Source organism: Cellulosimicrobium sp. SL-1 (assembly GCF_011033075.1).
GTDB classification, from domain to species: domain Bacteria; phylum Actinomycetota; class Actinomycetes; order Actinomycetales; family Cellulomonadaceae; genus Cellulosimicrobium; species Cellulosimicrobium funkei.
The window spans coordinates 20,334-38,522 of the sequence record NZ_JAACJC010000013.1; the positions used below are offsets into that span (position 1 = coordinate 20,334).

The following is an 18,189-nucleotide window of genomic DNA, read 5'->3' on the forward strand; positions in this document are numbered from 1 at the left end:
GCATGACCCAGGCGCTCGCCCGCGTGGGCGAGATCCGCACGGAGATCGTGGCGCTGCACGACGTCGTGACCGCCCCCGGCCGGTCGACGCCGGCGTCGTCGTCGTCCACGAGCGCGACCGACTTCGCGTCGGCGCTCTCGGCGCTCTCGGCGCTGCCGACGACGGGCGCGACGGGCACCGGCTCGGACGTGGTCGGGCGCCTGCTCGGCACGCTGTCCGGGGCGACCGGCGCCGACGAGCTCGCGCGCAGCGCGCTGTTCGGGGCGGGTGCATCGCCGGGCGCCGCGGCGGCGGCAGCCGTCGCGCCGGCCGCCCCCGCTGCGCCCGCCGGCCCGGCGACCGCGCCGGACGGCGCGACCGACGGCGCGGCGGGACGGTCGGTCGTCGAGACGGCGCGCCAGTACCTCGGCGTGCCGTACGTGTGGGGCGGCGAGAGCCTCGGCGAGGGCGGCCTCGACTGCTCGGGCCTCGTCCAGCTCGTGTACTCCGCGCACGGCGTCGACCTGCCGCGCGTCGCGCGCGACCAGATGCGCCAGGGGACCGAGGTCGGCTCGCTCGCCGAGGCGCGACCCGGCGACCTCGTGGTGCAGCGCGGGGGCAAGCACATCGGCATCTACGTGGGCGACGGGCAGATGATCCACGCGCCCAAGCCCGGCCGCACCGTCGAGATCACGGACGTCACCGACGCCTCCGTGACGACCGTCCGCCGCGTGATCGGCTGAGGAGGACCACGATGACCCTGACCACGAACGCCCTGGTCGCGGCTCCGGCACCGGCCACGACGGCGCGGCCCCGGGCGGCGTCCGGAGCGTCGGCCGACGCGTTCGGCCGCAGCTTCGACGCCGCGCTCGGCGAGGCGGCCCGCGGCCGCCCGGAGCCCGCGCGCGCTCGCGGGGGCACCCCTGCCGACCGGGCCGTCGACGACGGGCCCGCCGCCGGGTCCTCGACCGGCAGCACCCCGACCGCCGGGCTCTCGACCGCCGGGCTCTCGACCGACGGGTCCTCGACCGACGGGCCCGCGGCCACCGGGGCCCCCGGCGCCGACTCCTCGGCGGACGGCGCCACCGCCGCGGACGGTCAGCCCGCCGTGCCGCCCGTGCCCGTCGGCCTGCCGGGCCTGCCGGTGCTCCCCGACGCGGCGCCCGTCGGTCTCGACGGCGCGCTCGCCGGCACCGCCACGCCGGACGGCGCGGCAGCTGCCGCCGTCGCGGACGACGCGGCGCCCGGCGACGAGCACGGTCCGACGCGCGCCGCGTCGTCGGCCGACGCCGCGGGCGCCCCGGACGCGTCCACGGCTGCCCCGGCCACGGGCGACCGCCCGGGCGCACCCGGCACAGCCTCGGCGGCCGGCACAGCCTCGGCGGCCGGCACCGCCTCGGCGGTCGGCACCGCGGCGGCGGCCGGGCCGGGCGAGGCTCGGACGCCGACCGGTGCACCGTGGTCGTCCGACGCGACGGCGACGGCGGACGGCCCGGTGACGGTGCCCGCCGCGACGCGGGCGAGCGGTGGTGCCGGAGAGGCCGTCGCGACGGCCGGACCCCTGGCGAGCGCCGGGCCCGGGGCCGGGACGACCACGACCCCGCCGCCGGGTCCGGTCCCCGCCACGCCGGGTGCGCCGGTCCCCGCCGCGCCGGGTGCGCCGACCAGCTCGGGGGGCGTCGCCGTCGCCCCTGCACCGGGGGAGGCGGACGGCGTGACCTCACCGGTCCCGACCGGCCCGGAGGGCACGACCCTCGCGCCGGACGCCGCGCCGCGGGCCGCCGGGGAGCTCCTCGCCGCCGCCCCCGTCGCGGCCCCTGCCGCACCGGCCGCCGTCGGCGCGCCCGCGGTGACCGCCCCGGCGGCCGCGTCGCACCCGGCACAGCCGCTGCACGCCCAGGTCGCCGGGCCCGTCGTCCGGCTCGCCGAGGCGGGCGACGGCGACCACGTGCTCACGCTCTCCGTGACGCCCGAGAACCTCGGGCCCGTGACGGTCCGCGCGCACGTCGCGGGCGGTGACCTGCGCATCGAGCTCTACGCGCCGCACGACACGGGCCGCGAGGCGCTGCGCGCCATCGTCGCCGACCTGCGGCGCGACCTCGCGGGCATCGCGGGCGGGGCGTCGTCGGTCACCGTCGCGGACGCGGGAGCACCGGGCACGGCCGTGGACGGTCGGGACGGCCGCGGCGCCACCGCGGACGGGTCCGGCGCGCGTCGCGACCCGCAGGAGCCCGGCGCGCACGACCGCGGCCCGGCCCGGCCGCACCGAGGGGCCACCGAGCCCGAGACCGAGCCGACAGTGGTCGGCAGGACGTACGGCGCCGCCCGGCGCCTCGACGTCCTCGTCTGAGGAGAGGAACCACGTGCCCGTCGAACCCGTGAGCGCGCCGGCGCCGGCATCGATGTATGCCACGAAGAGCGTGCGCGCGCCCAAGCAGGAGTACGACAGCGAGCTCTTCCTCGGGCTCCTCGTGACCCAGCTGCGCAACCAGGACCCGTCCAGCTCCATGGACACCGGCGAGATCGTCTCGCAGACGACGTCGCTCGCCATGATGGAGGCGCTCACGCGGATGACCGGGCTCGTCGAGGAGTCGTTCGCGCTCCAGATGCGCCAGTCGGCCGCCGACCTCCTGGGCAACAAGGTCTCCTACCTCGACGCCGACGGCGTCGAGCACACGGGCACCGCCACCGCGGTGTCGTACCGCGACGCGGTACCCACCGTGACGATCGGCGGGGTGACGGTCGACCTCGACCACGTCTCCGCCGTCACCTCCTCGGTCAGCACGGATGCCACCGGGACCCCGGCAGCCACGGACGGCGCCACCGACGACCACGGCAGCTCCGCCGCCTGACCCGAAAGGACTCTCGTGCTCCGCTCCCTCAACACCGGAATCTCCGGCCTGCGCGCCCACCAGAACATGCTGGACGTCACGGGCAACAACATCGCGAACGTCAACACGACGGGCTTCAAGTCCTCGCGCACCCAGTTCCAGGACACGCTGTCCCAGCTCGTCGCGGCGGGTGTCGCGCCCGACCAGCAGGTCGGCGGCGCGAACCCCGCGCAGATCGGCCTCGGCGTCACGACGGCCGCCATCACGACGCAGTTCACGCAGGGCGCCGCGCAGACGACGGGCGTCCCGACCGACCTCATGATCGACGGCGACGGGTTCTTCGTCGTCGAGCGGGGCGGCCAGGCGTACTACACGCGCAACGGCGGGTTCACGTTCGACGGCGCGGGCCGGCTCGTCAACGCGAGCGGCGACCTCGTCCAGGGCTGGACCGCCACCGACGGCGTGGTGAACACGAGCAGCCCGCTCGGCAACCTCACGATCCCCGTCGGGGACGTCATCCCGCCCCGCGCGACCACGGGCGTGACGTTCGGGGGCAACCTGCCCTCGGACGCCGCGGACGGCACCGAGCTCGTGCGCGACGTCGAGGTCTTCGACGCGGCGGGCCGGGCGAGCAAGCTCTCGCTCGTCTTCACGGCCGCCGCCGGCGGCTGGTCCGTGAGCGCCCGCGACGGCGCGACCGGCGCGACGCTCGCGGGCCCGCAGGCCCTCACGTTCACGGGTGGTGCCCTGACCGGCGGCGGGTCCCTCGCCGTCGGCGGCGTGACGGTCGGCCTCGACGGGCTCACGTCGTACGCGGGGCTGTCGAACGTCGCCGTCGCGAGCAAGGACGGCGGGGCCGCCGGGTCGCTCACGTCGTACTCGGTCTCCGGCGACGGCTCGATCGTCGGCCGCTACTCGAACGGCCGGACCGAGGTCCTCGGCCAGGTCGCGCTCGCGACGTTCACCAACGCCGGCGGGCTCGAGAAGGCGGGCGACTCGCTCTTCGCGGCGACGCAGTACTCGGGCGACCTGCTGGTCGGCGCCGCGGGCGACCCGGGCCTCGGCTCGATCACCGCGGGCGCTCTCGAGATGTCGAACGTCGACCTCTCGCAGGAGTTCACCAACCTCATCGTGTCGCAGCGCGGGTTCCAGGCGAACTCGCGCGTGATCACGACGTCCGACGAGGTGCTCACCGAGCTCGTCAACCTCAAGCGCTGACCCGGGCGCGGTGGGGTGCCTCCCGGCCCGACCGGGAGGCACCCCACCGAACCCCGGACCGGACCCCGCACCGCCCCCTGACCCGCACCTCCGTCCCGAACCCGTCCGCACCTGACCCGGACCCGTCCCACCCGAAGGGAGAGCCGTGATCGTCCTCACGCGCTTCAGCTCCGAGCGCATCGCGATCAACGCGGACCTGGTGGCCCGCGTCGAGACCAACCCGGACACGCGCGTGACGCTCATCGACGGCTCGCGCTACATCGTGACCGAGCCCATGGAGGTCGTGATCCGCCTCGTCGAGGAGCACAAGGCGCGCGTGCTCGCGCTCGCGCGCTCCCTGCCCGCCCCCGCCGAGCGCGCACCGCTCGAGGTCGTCCGGTCCGCGCCCGACGACGCCCCCGCCCCCGGCGACCGCCCGGTCGCCCTCGCACCCCTGCCCGACACGAGGACGAAGTAGGCCATGGACCCCGCAACCATCATCGGCATCCTCGTCGCGTTCGGCTCGCTCATCGCGATGGTGTACCTCGAGGGGTCGCAGATCACCTCGATCCTGCTCCCGGCACCGATCATCCTCGTCTTCGGGGCGAGCATCTTCGCCGCCGTCGCGTCGGGGACGCTCAAGGACTCGGTCCGGGCCTTCAAGACGCTGCCGCGCGCGTTCACGGGCAAGGCGCCGCGTCCCGCGGAGGCCATCGAGGAGGTCGTCCGGGCCGCGGAGATCGTCCAGAACGACGGCGGCCTGCTCGCCCTCGAGGCCGAGTCCCAGAAGACGGACGACCCGTTCCAGCGCAGCGCGCTGCAGTCGCTCGCCGACGGCTCGGACGCCGAGCAGCTGCGCACCCTGCTCGAGGAGCGGATCGAGACCAAGGCCCGCGAGGACGCCGTCGCGTACGACTTCTTCAACGCGATCGGCGGCTACGCCCCCACGATCGGCATCGTCGGCACCGTCGTCTCGCTGACCCACGTGCTGGAGAACCTGTCCGAGCCCGAGAAGCTCGGGCACATGATCGCCGCGGCGTTCATCGCGACCCTGTGGGGCATCCTCTCCGCCAACTTCATCTGGCTGCCCATCGGCGCGAAGCTCAAGCGCCTGTCCGACCTCGAGATCGAGCGGCTCCACGTCCTCCTCGAGGGCTACATGTCGATCCAGGCGGGCTCGCGCGCCCGGGTCATCGACGAGCGGCTCAAGACGATGGTCCCCGAGTGGTCGTTGCCCGAGGACAAGGCCGCCTGATGGCGCGGCGTCGCAGGGGCGGCCACGGCGGCGGGGGCGGCGGTGGCGGGCACGACACGGGCGGCTCCGGCCGCTGGATGGTGTCGTACATGGACATGGTGACCGTGCTCATGTGCCTGTTCATCGTCCTGTTCGCCATCAGCTCGGTCGACCAGGGCAAGTACCAGGAGCTGAAGTCCTCGCTCGCGGAGGGCTTCGGCAACGTCGAGGACGCCGCGGTCGTCGAGGAGGTCGTGGAGAACCCGGCGGAGGAGCCGGTCGACGTCGAGACGGACCTCGAGCGCGCGCTCGACGAGGTGTCGGACCTCTCCGCGCTGCGCGACGCGATGGCCCGCGACCTCGCCGCGCACGGGCGGTCCGACACGGTCCGGTTCGACATCGACGAGCGCGGGCTCACCGTGCGGCTCGTGTCCGCGGACACGTTCTTCTCGCCCGGGAGCGCGGACCTCACGCAGGAGGCGCGGGCGGTGCTCGACGTCGTGGGCCCGGCGCTCGCGCCGACCGCGCACGAGATCCGCATCGAGGGCAACGCGGACTACACCTCGACCGTGACGTCGGTCTTCCCGTCGAACTGGGAGCTGTCGTCGTCGCGCGCCACCGCCGTGCTGCGCCACCTCGTCGAGCAGGACGGTCTCGCCGAGCACCGGATCGCCGCGGTGGGCTTCGGGTCGGCGCGTCCGCTCGCCGAGGGCACGAGCCCCGAGGCGCTCGCGACGAACCGCCGCGTCGACATCATGGTGCTCTCGTCCGCGCCGGAGGCCGTGCGCGCGCTCATCCCGCAGGTGCTGTCGGGGCAGCTCAGCGCGGCGGACGTCCCGGCCGCGGAGGCGGACGCGCGGGCTCTCGCGCGGGCCGCCGAGACGGCGGGGGAGGCGGGCGCTCCGGGGGAGTGACGCGGTCCGTCGAGCCTGCGCGGCGTCGCGCAGGCTCGCGTCGTGCGCGCCCGCATAGGAGCGGTCGTGAGCACGACGACACCCGAGCGGGTCCAGCAGCCCGCACCGAGCCGCAAGGTCGAGGTCTACGACTTCCGCCGCCCGACGACGCTCGTCCGCGAGCACCACCGCATCCTCGAGATGGCGTTCGAGAGCTTCGCGCGCCAGTGGGGCACGCAGCTCACGGCCCGCGTGCGGGTCGTGAGCCAGGTCAACCTCGCCGCGGTCGCGATGCGCACCTACGACGACTACGTCGCCGAGCTGCCCGTGACGACGACGTTCGTCGTGTGCGAGCTCGAGGGGATCGGCCCGCGCGCCGTCCTGCAGTTCCCGCACACGGACGCCCTCACGTGGATCGCCCACATGCTCGGCGCCGGACCGACCATCCCGGTCGTCGACCGCAAGTTCACCGACGTCGAGCGCACGCTCGTGACGTCGCTGCTCACCGAGACGCTGCGCGACCTGCGCCACTCGATGGGCCGGCTGCTCGAGAACCCGCTGCGGATCTCGTCGATCCAGCACAACTCGCAGTTCGCCCAGGCCGCCCCCACCGCCGAGCTCATGATCGTCGCCGAGCTCGACCTCCGCGTCGGCGAGCGCGCGTGCCGGGCGACCCTCGCCGTGCCGTCGGTCGCGCTGCTCCCGCACCTCGGCGAGGCCAACCCGGCGGACGACCCCGCCGACGCGACCCGGCGCACGCGCCAGCACGTCGCGCGCTCGCTCGTCGACGTCACCGTCGAGCTCACCGGCGCGTCCATGACGCCGACCGAGGTGCTGGACCTCGCCGTCGGCGACGTCGTGCACGTCCCCCACGCCCAGTCCCGCCCGCTCGACGTCATCGTCGACGGCCACGTCCTGGCCCGCGGCGCCGTCGGCTCGTCCGGCTCCCGCCTCGCCTGCCGCATCGTCACCACCGAGGAGAACTGACCCATGAGCACCGCCACCCCGGTCGAGCAGTCCGTCGTCGAGGCCGCGTCCGCCGCCGCCCACGCGCTCGTCGAGCTCGTCCCGACCAGCACCCCGCTGCGCGCGGCCCTGCGCGGCGGCGCCCCCGTCGGCCCGCAGGCCGCACGGGCGGTCGTCGCCTCGTACGTGGGGGACTCCGGCACCGACCTCGCGCTCGCCCTCATCGACCAGGACACGCTCGCCGACGCCTCCCAGGAGGCGGCGCTCGACGTCACCGACGTCCTGCGCCCCGCCCTGGAGGCCGCGGGGTCGACCACCGGCGTCGGCGTGCTCGGGGAGGTGCGCGTCGCCGACGCGACCGCGCTCTTCGAGGACCCGGAGTCCGTCGTGTTCGAGCTCTCCACGGACGACGGCCCGACGGCGGGCTGGTTCGTCGTGCGCACGCGCCGCGCCCTGCAGAGCCTGCCCGACGAGGCCGTGACCGGTGCCCGGCTCGCGCGCATCTCCAACGTCGAGATGCGTCTCTCCGTCATCGTGGGCCGCACCCGGATGCCGGTGCGGGACGTGCTCAGCCTCGAGCCGGGCGCCGTCGTCGAGCTCGACCGGTCCGCCGGGGCGCCGGCGGACGTGCAGCTCAACGGCCGCACGATCGCCAAGGGCGAGGTCGTGGTCGTCGACGGCGGCGACTACGGGGTGCGCATCACCAAGATCCTCGACGCGGACGACTGACCGGCATGGACGTCACCACCGTGCTGCGCGTCGCCTTCTCGCTGGCGGTCGTGCTCGGGCTCCTGTGGGTCTCGTACCGCGTCGCGAGCAAGACCTCGCGCTCCGCGCCGCGCGGGCGCCAGGAGCAGCTGACCGTGGTCGCGCGCCAGGGGCTGTCGCAGAAGAGCGCCGCGGTCCTGCTCGAGGCCGGGGGCCGCCGGTACCTCCTCGGCGTGACGGAGTCGTCCGTGACCGTCATCGACGGCCCGTTATCCGTGCCGTCCGACGTCCCGCCCACCGCGGTCACCACGGTCACCGCCGCGGACGCGACGCCCGGTGCCCCGACCTCGGACGAGCCGTCGTTCGACGACGCCGTCACCGCGGCACGGCTGTGGCTCGCGCAGCCGCCCGCGAACGGGGACGCCCCGGCGTGGAACGGCGAGCCCGGCTCGGTTCCCGCCGACGTGCCCGCCGACGTGCCCCCGGCCGTCTCGGGGCCTCGGGCCGGGGCCCTCACGACCGCCGTCGTCGCGCCGCCCGTGCCGACGAGCGCCCTGCGCACCTTCCTCGCGCCCGACACGTGGCGCAAGGCCGCGCGGGTCGTGCGAGGAGGTGCCCGGTGACACGCGCCCTCCCGTCGCGCCGCGCGCTGCGCGTCGCGGTGCTCGTCGGGGCGGTCCTGCTCCTCGTCGCGGTCGCGACCGTCCTGCTCGCGCCCCACGCGGGCGCCGCGGTCGTCGACCCGACCGACCCGGCCCCGCCCACCCAGCCGGTCGACCCGCAGGACGGCGGGTCGACGCTCTCGGTGGAGATCAACGGGCCGAACGGCGAGCCGTCGTCGTCCCTCGTGACGCTGGTCGGCATCACGCTGCTGTCGCTCGCGCCGACGCTGCTGCTCATGATGACGTCGTTCACCAAGATCTTCGTCGTCCTCGCCCTGACCCGGAACGCGCTGGGCACCGCCACGGTGCCGCCCAACATGGTCCTCGCCGGGCTCGCGCTGTTCCTCTCGCTGTTCGTCATGTGGCCGGTGTTCGGCGAGATCAACGACACCGCGGTCCAGCCCTACCTCGACGGCACCACGACCTTCAGCCAGGCGCTCGACGCGGGCGCCGTGCCGCTGCGCGAGTTCATGCTCGCCCACACTCGCGAGGAGGACCTCGCGCTCATGACGCGCGCCGCCGACCTCGAGAACCCGGCGACCCCCGTCGACGTCCCGCTCACGACGCTCGTCCCCGCGTTCGTCATCTCGGAGCTCCGCGCCGCGTTCATCATCGGGTTCGTCGTCTTCGTGCCGTTCCTCGTCATCGACCTCGTCGTCGCCGCGGCCCTCATGAGCATGGGCATGATGATGCTGCCGCCGACGATGATCTCGCTGCCGTTCAAGCTGCTGCTCTTCGTCCTCGTCGACGGGTGGGGTCTCATCACGACGTCGCTCATCGGCTCGTACGGGATGGGTTGACCGTGGAGACCGCCGCCGTCCTCGACGTCGCCACGCAGGCGCTCGTCCTCGCCGCCAAGCTCGCGGCCCCCGTGCTCGTCACGTCGCTCGTCGTGGGCCTCGCCATCTCGATCGTGCAGTCCGTCACGCAGATCCAGGAGATCACGCTCTCGTTCGTCCCCAAGGCGCTCGCGGTCGCCGTCGCGCTCGTCGTGTGCGGCAACTGGATGATCGGCGAGATGGTGACGTTCACGCACGAGATGTTCGACCTCATCCCGTCGCTGCTGAACGGGGGCTGACGTCCCGTGCAGCTCGAGATCGACCTCGCGTGGCTCCAGGCGACGATGCTCGCGGGCGTGCGCATGGCCGCGTTCATGACCATCGCGCCGCCGTTCTCGCACCACGCCATCCCGCGCCAGGTGCGCGCGATCCTCGCGGTGTCGCTCGGGCTCGTGGTCTCCGGTCGTGCCGCCCCCGGGTACGAGGCGACCGGGACCGCGACGTTCCTCGCGCACCTCGTCGCCGAGGCGGTCACGGGCGCGATGCTCGGGACGCTCGTCATGGTCGTCTTCTCGGCGATCACCGCCGCCGGCGCCCACCTCGACCTGTTCGGCGGGTTCTCGCTCGGCATGGCGTACGACCCGCAGACGAACGTCAACGGGTCGCAGTTCACGCGCCTCTTCGCGCTCCTCGCGGTCGTGCTCATGTTCGTCTCCGACGCGTACCAGCTGATGGTGCTCGGCCTCGCCCGCTCGTACGAGGCCGTCCCGGTGGGCGGCCTGGCCGGCGTCCCCGCGGCGTCGTTCGTCGAGGCCCTCACCGGCTCGTTCGTGGCGGGGCTGCAGATCGCCGGCCCGATCGTCGTCGTGCTCTTCCTGGCCGACGCCGGGCTCGGCCTGGTCAACCGGGTCGCCCCCGCGCTCAACGCGTTCGCGATGGGCTTCCCGCTGAAGATCTTCCTCACGCTCGCGCTCGTCGGGACGGTGCTCGTCGCGCTCCCGCATGTCGTCTCGGTGCTCACGGCCGAGGCCGTCGAGCGCATGGGCGGGGTGGGCTGATGGCCGACTCCACCGAGGAGAAGACCGAGCAGGCCTCCGACCGGAAGATGAAGGAGGTCCGGTCCAAGGGCCAGCTCGGCAAGTCGCAGGACCTCACGGCCTGGGTCGGGGTCGGGATCGCCGGTGCGGTGATCCCGCTGACCGTGAGCGCTGCGGCACGGGCCGCGACCGACCAGGTGCTGTCGCTGCGCACCGTGATCGAGAACCCTGAGCCCGCGGTCGCGCTCCAGCTCGCGCAGGACGCGCTCGGTTCCGTGGTGCCGACCATGCTGCCGCTGCTCGGGGCGATCGCCGTCGCCGTGCTGCTCGCGTCGGTCGCGCAGGGCGGCCTGCACCTGAAGCGGCTGAGGCCCGAGGCCGACCAGTTCAACCCGATGAGCGGGCTCAAGCGGATGTTCGGGGCGCAGGCGCTGTGGAACGGCGCGAAGGCCCTGCTCAAGACGACGGTCGTCGGCGTCGTGCTCTACGCGGTCGTCCAGTCCCTCATGCCGGTCCTCCTGGCCGCGGGCGGCCTGCCGATCGCGTCGTTGCTCGAGGCGGCGGGCTCCGGCGTGCGCTCGCTCCTGGTCTGGGCGACGGCGGCGGGCCTCACCCTCGCGCTGTTCGACGTGCTCGTCGTGGCGCGACGCAACCGCAAGAAGACGCGCATGACCAAGAAGGAGCTCAAGGACGAGAACAAGAGCACCGACGGCGACCCGCTCGTGAAGTCGCAGCGCCGGTCGATGGCGCGCTCGATGACGCGCAACCGCATGATCGCCGCCGTGGCCGACGCGGACGTCGTCGTCGTCAACCCGACCCACGTCGCCGTCGCGCTGCGGTACGAGCCCGGGCGCTCCGCGCCGCGCGTCGTCGCGAAGGGCGCCGACCACGTCGCCGCCCGCATCCGCGAGAAGGCCGAGGAGTCGCGGGTGCCGATGGTCCGCGACGTCCCGCTCGCGCGCGCCCTGCACCGGGCGTGCGACGTCGGGCAGGAGGTGCCCGTCGAGCTCTACATGGCCGTCGCGCGCGTCCTCGCGTTCGTCATGGCGCTCACGCGCCGCGGCGCGGCGGCCTCGTCCGTCCCGCACCGCATGGCCCGCCCGGCGATCGCGCCGGGCGAGTGGCCCGCCGCCGACGACGCGCGGGCCGCGTGACCCCGCCCGGCCGAGCCGTCGGCGCGCGCTGCGGCGGCCACGACCTGCATAGGACGTCGCGTCAGCAGCCGCCGACGCCCCGGACCCGGAAGGACCAGCGTTCCGCGTGAAGAACCGATCCCTCGCCATGATCGCCGTGCCGCTCGGCGTCGTCGGCATCGTCCTGCTGCTCGTCGTGCCGATCCCCGCGGCCCTGCTCGACGTGCTCATCATCGTCAACATCCTGCTGTCGCTCGTGATCCTGCTGACGTCGATGTTCGTCAAGAAGCCGCTCGACTTCTCGGTGTTCCCGTCGCTGCTGCTCGTCGCGACGCTGTTCCGGCTGGGCCTCAACGTCGCCTCGACGCGGCTCGTGCTCGGGGACGGCTACGCGGGCGAGGTCATCGGCGCGTTCGGCCACATCGTGGTCGACGGGAACCTCGTCATCGGCATGGTCGTGTTCCTCATCCTCGTCGTCATCCAGTTCCTCGTGATCACCAAGGGCGCCGAGCGCGTGGCCGAGGTCGGCGCGCGCTTCACGCTCGACGCGATGCCCGGCAAGCAGATGGCGATCGACGCCGACCTCAACGCGGGGCTCATCAGCGAGCAGGACGCGCGGGCCCGCCGCGCCGAGATCTCCGCGGAGTCCGACTTCTACGGGGCGATGGACGGCGCGTCGAAGTTCGTCAAGGGCGACGCCATCGCGGGCATCGTCATCACGCTCATCAACCTGCTCGGCGGCATCGTGATCGGCGTCGTCATGCACGGCATGCCGGCCATGGAGGCCGTCGACACGTACTCCATCCTCACGGTGGGCGACGGGCTGGTCACCCAGGTCCCCGCGCTGCTCATGGCGGTCGCCACGGGCATGATCGTCACGCGCTCGAACTCGGGCGAGGGCGACGTCGGCTCGCAGGCGTCGAGCCAGCTCGTCCAGTCCCGGCAGGCGCTCGCCATCGCGGGCGTCGCGGCGTTCGCCATGGCCCTCATCGAGGGCATGCCGAAGCTGCCGTTCCTCGTGCTCGGGGTGGGCCTGATCATCGCGGCCCAGCAGATCAAGGCGAGCCAGCGGCGGGCCGAGGTGGCGCGCGCCGCGGCCGAGCAGATCGAGAAGGAGGGCACGCGCAGCGACGGCACCGAGGACCTCCTCGAGCAGATGCGCGTGCACGCGCTCGAGATCCTGCTCGCGCCCGACCTCGTCGACCTGGTCACCGGCGCGCACGACGACCTGCTCGGACGGGTCCGCGCCCTGCGGCGCAAGATCGCGACCGACCTCGGGGTCGTCGTGCCCCCCGTCCGCACGCGCGACTCCCTGGAGCTCCCGGCGTCGACCTACGCGGTGCGGATCGCCGGCGTCGAGGCCGGTCGCGGCCAGGCGCCGGCCGGCAAGGTCCTCGCGCTCGGCGACGACCTCGCCGCGCTGCCCGGGCTGGCGACGGTCGACCCGGTGTTCGGCATGGACGGCAAGTGGGTCCCGGTGGAGATGCGGCACAGCGCCGAGATGGCGGGCGCCACGGTCATCGACCGGGTCTCCGTTCTCGTCACGCACCTGTCCGCCCTCATCGCCGCGAACGCGGCGCGGCTGCTGTCCCGCGAGGACGTGCGCGTGCTCACCGACGAGGTCAAGCGGACCAACCCGTCGGCCGTCGACGAGCTCACGCCGGCTCTGCTGTCGCTCGCGGAGGTCCAGCGCGTCCTGCAGGGGCTGCTCGAGGAGCAGGTCGCCGTCAACGACCTGCCCCGGATCTACGAGGCGCTCGCGCTCGCCGCGAAGCGCTCGACCGACCCCGAGCACCTCGTCGAGGCGGCGCGCGCCGCGCTCGGACCGGCGATCCCGGCCCGGCACACGGTCGCCGGCACGATCCGGGTCGTGACGATCGCGCCCGCCCTGGAGCAGGCGATGCTCGCGGGCCGCCAGCCCGGCGGCGACCAGGGCACCGCGATCGTCGTGGACCCGGCGCGCCTCGACGCGTTCCGCTCGTCCGTGGGCGAGCGGGTGCAGGAGGCCCGGGCCACCGGCGAGGACGTCGTCCTCGTGTGCGCGCCGTCGCTGCGCGCGGCGGTCCGGCGCCTCGTCGCGACGCAGGTGCCCGACCTCGCCGTGCTGTCGTACACCGAGGTGACGGCGGGCAACGCGCTCATCGAGACGGTCGGGGTGGTGAACGATGCCCCGGCGATTGCGGCTCGAGGGTGAGTCCCTCGACGCCGTGCTCGCCCAGGCGCGGCGCCTGCACGGCCCGGACGCGCGGATCGTCTCCGCCGAGCGGGTCATCACGGGTGGCTTCAAGGGGCTCTTCGGGCGGCAGCACTACGAGGTGGTCGTCGAGGTGGGCGACGCGCCGCCCCGGACCGCCGTCGGGCCGGTCCGGTTCCCCGCGGCCCGCCGGGCGGGCATCGCGGCGCTGCTCGACGACGCCGACGAGGGCGACGCGCTGCGCCCGGCGCCGTCGGCGGCGGTCGAGGTCTCGACCCGCGGCGACGACTTCGCGGCGCTGCTCGACGAGCTCGTGGCCGAGACGGCGGAGCCGCCGCCCGCGGCCGTCACCGCCCCGCCCGCGCCCGTGTCGCCGCTGCCGCGCGCGGCGCCGGGCGACCTCGTGGCGCTCGTCGGGCTGGCCGCGGACGTCGTCCCGGCGGCCCGCGCGCTGGCGCAGCGGGAGGGCCTGCTCACGGCCTGCGCGGGCAGCGCGACCGACGACGACACGGTGCGCGTCGACGACCGCCGCGCGGCGACCGAGGCGCGCGCCCGCGGGGTTCGTGCGGCCCGCGCCACGGTCGTGGCCGTCGGGGTGCGCGTGGACGCGGTCGGCGTGGCGCGGGTCCTCGACGAGCTGGGCGCCGAGCAGGTCGCGGTCGTGGTCGACGCCTCGCGCAAGCCCGCGGACACCGAGCGCTGGGTCGCCGAGGTGCAGCGGCTCGTGCTGGTCCGCGCCATGGTCGTGGTCGGGCGCGAGCTGACGGCGACGCCCGACTCCGTGCTCGCGCTCGGGCTCCCCGAGCTGCGGCCCGCAGGCTGACCCGCGCCGCACCCGCATAGGTCCTCCGAACGGTCAGGATGACACGCGGGACGTCAGGAGGACGTGGCGATGCTGGTGCTGGGACGCAAGGTGGGAGAACGGATCCTCGTCGGCGAGGACGTCGTGGTCACGGTCGTGTCGGTGGGCCGGGACGGGGTGCGCGTCGGGATCGACGCGCCCCGCGAGGTGCGGGTCCACCGGGCCGAGATCGTCGACCAGGTCGCCGCGGACAACCGGGCCGCCGCGCTCGGGGCGCCCGGGGGCGAGGCGCGCGCCCGCGCGCTGCTGGGGCTGGACGCGCGCTCCTGACGCACCGCACGGGACGTGCGGGGCCCGCGGCGGCGGAGAGCCGCCGTCGGGGGTGCCCGTCCCGTCGGGAGGCCCGCCGGGCGCTACCCGCGTCCCTCGCGGCCGCCGCCGTGGCCCCGGTCCTGCCGGCCCGAGTCCTTGTCGGGGCGCCGGTCGTCGTACGTCTGCGGCTGCGGCGTCGCCGTCCCTGACAGGGACGAGCCGCGTGCGTCGTCCGACCGCGGTGCGGGACGGTCGGGCTTCGGGAGAGCCGGACGCGTGACGGGCGGCCCGGGTCGCGCGGGCACGGGCGTCGGAGCGGGCCGAGCGGCCGGCGCGGGCTTCGGCGTCGGCTTCGGCGACGGCTTCGCTGCAGCCGGCGGCGCGGGCTGGGGCGTGGCCGCCGGTGCCGGCGCCGCTCCCGAGGCCGGTGCGGGTGCTGGCGCGGGCGTCTGCGGGACGGCCGGGCCCGGCGGGGCCGGCACGACCACGGGCAGCGGCTCGACCACGGGCCCGCTGCCGGGCTCGGCGGCGGGCACCTCGACGGCGTCGCCCACCCGCGGACCGACCGGCTCGTCCGCCGGCTCGTCGACGAGCTCGACCGCGGGTGCCGGCGACGGCGCCAGGCCCGTCAGCACCGGGGAGGACAGGTCGAGGCGGACGGATGCGGCGCCGGCGCCGTCGAGCGGCGCCCACGCGGTCGAGCCGGTCCCCGGGGTCGTGCCCAGGAGCACCTGCTCGGGCCGTGCCGAGACGCCCGGGCCACCACCGACCTCGTCCTGCGCGGGCGCGACGACGACCCCGAACGCGAGCGTCGCGGCCGAGAGCACCGCGGCGGCGCCCCAGCGCACGGGACGACCCGGGCCGCTGGTGCGCGCGCGTCCCCGCACCCTGGGCGCACGGCGGCGCTCCTGGCGTGCGAGGGTGTGCGCCGACGAGACCGACGCTGCAGGCCGGACCGTCGGGAGCACGCGCGTGGCGGTGGCCTCGTCCAGCGGGTGCGGCGTGGGCGGGAGCCCCACCGCCACGGCACCCGCGCGGACGACCTCTCGCGGCGCGGGACGGTCCACGACGGCGGCGGTCTCGCGGAGCAGCAGCAGGGCCGCGCGGTCGGCCGCGAGGCGGTGGCGGTACGGCGGGACGGCGACCGCGCCCTCCGCGGCCAGCGCGCGCACCGCGCGCAGTGCCTCGAAGCGCACCGTGGGCGACCAGGCGCGGCCCTCGGGCGGACGGCGACCGGCGACGAGGTCGTCGAGCACGGCGCGCTGCGCGTCGGTCACCGCCCGCAGCGCGGCGACCTGGTCCGTCCCCGAGACCCCCGCGGCGCGCACGTGCCGCCGGGCGTCGCGCGCGAGCCCGACGGCGTGCGCGGCGACCAGGCCGTCCACCGCGCGCTCGCGCTCGCCCTCCGGCACCGTCGCGGCGACGACGCGTGCGTCCTCGACGACCGAGCGTCGAGACCCGGGTCCCTCGTCAGACATGTCCTGCTGCCCCCGTGCTCCTGCGCCCGCCCTGCGGCCGCCCCCTGGTCCCCGTGCGCGCCACGGTGCGGTTCTCCTGCTCGCCGCGGTACGCCGCGGGCCTCCCGGCAGGTGCGGGTCGTGGAGCGACGCTCGCGCTCACACGCTGTCCACGGCGTCGAGGACGATGCCGACGTCCCGGAGGTGCTGCGCCGCCAGCACCCGGACCCGGTCGATGTGGGCGACGGTCCGGTGCCGGGGCAGACCCAGCGTCCGGGCGATCCACACGACCGTGTCGTGGCCCGGGAGCGGGCCGCCGCCCCCGTAGGCCTCGGACATCCAGAGCGCCGCGACCCGTCCGCGGACCGGGTCCTCCGCGTGCGCCGCGTCGACGACGGAGCGGACGAGCGCCGGGACCTCGACCGCGTGCAGCACGCAGTCCGCGTGCGCGTCCGTCGTGCGCGCGGAGTCCAGGGCCTCGTCGAACGACAGCGCGCCGCGCAGCACGAGCTCGTCGGCCTCCGTCACGACCATGCCCTGCCGGACGACGTCTGCCCGGTGGGCGCCGAGGCGCTCGTTCGTCGCGCGGACGGCCTCCTCGACCGAGGGTGCCGCGCCGCGCAGCGCGGCGAGCTCCGACCGCGTGCGCGCGAGCTCGCGGCGGCGACGCTGCGCGGCCACCATGCCCGACGCCGGCGCGGTCGCGTGGTCGAGGAACGAGCGGACCCGGGGCCGGGCCGTGTAGACGACGATGGCGAGGAACGAGCGCATGCTGCGCAGGTACGCCGGGTCGCGCCGGGACCGCTCGAGCATCTCCCAGGCGGTCTCCACGACGATCGCCGCGACGTCGTCGAGGTGCTGAGCCGCGGGCACCGAGTTGGTGCGGCACAGGCGCGCCGCGATCCGGCGCCACTGCGTCGCGTGGGCGGCGAGGAGCGCCGAGACCTCGGCGCGGTAGCGGTCGTCGTCCTCGATCGCGACGACGCGGGCGACCTCGTCCCGGAGCGCCCCGGGGTCGTCGTCCTCCTGCGGGCCCTCGTCGACGGCGCGCACGGGACGCGCGTCGCGCGCCCGCTGCGGGCGCGGGTCGAGCAGGGTCCGGTCGGTCACGGTCCAAGCATGCGGACCCGGAGGGGCTCCTGGCGCGCGGGACACCGTCTTTCACACCGGACTTCACCCTCGGGTGCCCCGGGCAGCGGGTGATCTCCGCACGCTTCGCCCGCCGCGGGTGTTTCGCGGACGTCGCCACGGTGGGATGCTGTCCTCGGCGACGGGCTCGCCGGCTGGACAGGGCAGGACGAGATCAGGAGGTGGACCGGGTGCACGCAGCGTCCTGCGCTTCGACGGCGTCGCCGTGCCGGGCCGCCGACGCCCCGGGCGGGGTGGTGTCGCGGTGACCCCCGAGGAGGGCGCCGGCGCGCCGTGGGACGACACGACCTGGGCCATCTGGGCCGTGGGCCTCGTGGAGCCGCTCATCGACCCCGACGACCGGCTCGCGACCATGGCCGCGATGCGCGCGCAGGCGAAGGCGCACCCGCTGCGCGCCGTGACGCTCCTCGCCGGCGCCCTCACCGACCTCCTGGACTCGTTGCCCGACGACGACCCGTGGCGCCACCTGGACCCCGCGACGTTCGGCACGTACCGGGACGGCCTGGACCTGGTCCCGTCGGAGGCCGTCGTGATCGCCGAGGACATCGGCCTCGCGGCGCTCGCCCGGCCGCTCGGGCACGGCGGGGCGCGGGTCATGAGCGAGGCGCAGCACGGGTGGGAGAACGCCGCGCACGCGGCGAACGAGCTCGAGGACCCGGTGCGCACGCTCACGCGCGCCGTGGCGTGGGCCGCCTGGCGCCGCCGCGTGTACGTGGGCGAGGACAGCTACCCCGTCCTCGTGGTCTTCTCGTGGCTGCCGCGCGCGGCGCTCATCGCCGCGGGGCGCGAGATCGACGACGACCTCGCGCGCGCCGAGATGCGCGCGTCCGCCAAGATCGTCGACGACCTCGTCTGA

General features: G+C 75.4%; 20 protein-coding genes. 18 read left to right on the top strand and 2 right to left on the bottom strand.

The window, feature by feature from the left end:
* Positions 1 to 2 precede the first annotated feature (2 nt).
* From GWJ10_RS18280 to csrA, 17 genes are all read left to right on the top strand, one after another.
* A complete protein-coding gene (locus GWJ10_RS18280) occupies positions 3 to 722 on the top strand; it encodes a C40 family peptidase (RefSeq protein ID WP_163188882.1) in 720 nt (239 codons plus the stop codon).
* An 11-nt stretch (positions 723 to 733) separates the two neighbouring features.
* Positions 734 to 2,329 (top strand): flagellar hook-length control protein FliK, encoded by a 1,596-nt coding sequence (locus GWJ10_RS18285; RefSeq protein WP_163188840.1) that lies wholly within the window; start codon positions 734 to 736, stop codon positions 2,327 to 2,329.
* A 13-nt stretch (positions 2,330 to 2,342) separates the two neighbouring features.
* The gene (locus tag GWJ10_RS18290) at positions 2,343 to 2,831 is read left to right on the top strand and encodes a flagellar hook capping FlgD N-terminal domain-containing protein (RefSeq protein ID WP_233139604.1); all 489 of its coding nucleotides are present in this window, start codon (positions 2,343 to 2,345) and stop codon (positions 2,829 to 2,831) included.
* A gap of 15 nt (positions 2,832 to 2,846) precedes the next feature.
* Positions 2,847 to 4,028: a flagellar hook protein FlgE gene (locus GWJ10_RS18295; RefSeq protein ID WP_076403297.1), complete on the top strand. Its 1,182-nt coding sequence runs from the start codon at positions 2,847 to 2,849 to the stop codon at positions 4,026 to 4,028.
* A gap of 145 nt (positions 4,029 to 4,173) precedes the next feature.
* Positions 4,174 to 4,485 carry a flagellar FlbD family protein gene (locus GWJ10_RS18300; RefSeq protein WP_034652796.1) on the top strand — a complete coding sequence of 104 codons (312 nt, stop codon included), beginning with the start codon at positions 4,174 to 4,176 and terminating at the stop codon, positions 4,483 to 4,485.
* Between the two features lie 3 nt (positions 4,486 to 4,488).
* Positions 4,489 to 5,262 (top strand): MotA/TolQ/ExbB proton channel family protein, encoded by a 774-nt coding sequence (locus GWJ10_RS18305; RefSeq protein ID WP_021483317.1) that lies wholly within the window; start codon positions 4,489 to 4,491, stop codon positions 5,260 to 5,262.
* Positions 5,262 to 6,155, top strand: coding sequence for a flagellar motor protein MotB (locus GWJ10_RS18310; RefSeq protein ID WP_081895843.1), 894 nt, complete (start codon positions 5,262 to 5,264; stop codon positions 6,153 to 6,155). Before GWJ10_RS18305 ends, GWJ10_RS18310 begins: the two co-directional genes overlap by 1 nt.
* A 66-nt stretch (positions 6,156 to 6,221) precedes the next feature.
* Positions 6,222 to 7,121, top strand: a complete 900-nt coding sequence (locus GWJ10_RS18315; RefSeq protein ID WP_228485236.1) for a flagellar motor switch protein FliM — start codon at positions 6,222 to 6,224, stop codon at positions 7,119 to 7,121.
* Positions 7,122 to 7,124: 3 nt separating this feature from the next.
* Positions 7,125 to 7,829: a flagellar motor switch protein FliN gene (gene fliN, locus GWJ10_RS18320; RefSeq protein ID WP_076403293.1), complete on the top strand. Its 705-nt coding sequence runs from the start codon at positions 7,125 to 7,127 to the stop codon at positions 7,827 to 7,829.
* A 5-nt stretch (positions 7,830 to 7,834) separates the two neighbouring features.
* Positions 7,835 to 8,431 carry a flagellar biosynthetic protein FliO gene (locus GWJ10_RS18325; RefSeq protein ID WP_076403291.1) on the top strand — a complete coding sequence of 199 codons (597 nt, stop codon included), beginning with the start codon at positions 7,835 to 7,837 and terminating at the stop codon, positions 8,429 to 8,431.
* Positions 8,428 to 9,270: a flagellar type III secretion system pore protein FliP gene (gene fliP / locus GWJ10_RS18330; RefSeq protein ID WP_163188841.1), complete on the top strand. Its 843-nt coding sequence runs from the start codon at positions 8,428 to 8,430 to the stop codon at positions 9,268 to 9,270. The genes GWJ10_RS18325 and fliP overlap by 4 nt, the downstream gene beginning before the upstream one ends.
* A gap of 2 nt (positions 9,271 to 9,272) precedes the next feature.
* Positions 9,273 to 9,548 carry a flagellar biosynthesis protein FliQ gene (fliQ, locus tag GWJ10_RS18335; RefSeq protein ID WP_021482560.1) on the top strand — a complete coding sequence of 92 codons (276 nt, stop codon included), beginning with the start codon at positions 9,273 to 9,275 and terminating at the stop codon, positions 9,546 to 9,548.
* A 6-nt stretch (positions 9,549 to 9,554) separates the two neighbouring features.
* Positions 9,555 to 10,307: a flagellar biosynthetic protein FliR gene (locus GWJ10_RS18340; RefSeq protein ID WP_043657044.1), complete on the top strand. Its 753-nt coding sequence runs from the start codon at positions 9,555 to 9,557 to the stop codon at positions 10,305 to 10,307.
* Positions 10,307 to 11,440 (top strand): EscU/YscU/HrcU family type III secretion system export apparatus switch protein, encoded by a 1,134-nt coding sequence (locus GWJ10_RS18345; protein WP_076403286.1) that lies wholly within the window; start codon positions 10,307 to 10,309, stop codon positions 11,438 to 11,440. Before GWJ10_RS18340 ends, GWJ10_RS18345 begins: the two co-directional genes overlap by 1 nt.
* 127 nt (positions 11,441 to 11,567) lie before the next feature.
* A complete protein-coding gene (locus GWJ10_RS18350) occupies positions 11,568 to 13,613 on the top strand; it encodes a flagellar biosynthesis protein FlhA (RefSeq protein WP_061266703.1) in 2,046 nt (681 codons plus the stop codon).
* Entirely contained in the window at positions 13,585 to 14,436 is an 852-nt protein-coding gene (locus GWJ10_RS18355) for a hypothetical protein (RefSeq protein ID WP_163188842.1), read from the top strand. Before GWJ10_RS18350 ends, GWJ10_RS18355 begins: the two co-directional genes overlap by 29 nt.
* A 69-nt stretch (positions 14,437 to 14,505) precedes the next feature.
* Positions 14,506 to 14,745, top strand: a complete 240-nt coding sequence (gene csrA / locus GWJ10_RS18360; RefSeq protein ID WP_061266705.1) for a carbon storage regulator CsrA — start codon at positions 14,506 to 14,508, stop codon at positions 14,743 to 14,745.
* An 83-nt stretch (positions 14,746 to 14,828) separates the two neighbouring features.
* On the opposite strand, the gene GWJ10_RS18365 is transcribed toward csrA, so the two are convergent.
* Positions 14,829 to 16,205, bottom strand: coding sequence for a hypothetical protein (locus tag GWJ10_RS18365; protein ID WP_061266706.1), 1,377 nt, complete (start codon positions 16,203 to 16,205; stop codon positions 14,829 to 14,831).
* A 138-nt stretch (positions 16,206 to 16,343) separates the two neighbouring features.
* The gene (locus GWJ10_RS18370; RefSeq protein WP_061266707.1) at positions 16,344 to 17,294 is read right to left on the bottom strand and encodes a hypothetical protein; all 951 of its coding nucleotides are present in this window, start codon (positions 17,292 to 17,294) and stop codon (positions 16,344 to 16,346) included.
* Between the two features lie 283 nt (positions 17,295 to 17,577).
* Here GWJ10_RS18370 and GWJ10_RS18375 point away from each other — a divergent pair, with 283 nt between their 5' ends.
* On the top strand, positions 17,578 to 18,189 hold the full coding sequence (locus GWJ10_RS18375) for a hypothetical protein (protein WP_163188843.1): 612 nt from the start codon (positions 17,578 to 17,580) through the stop codon (positions 18,187 to 18,189).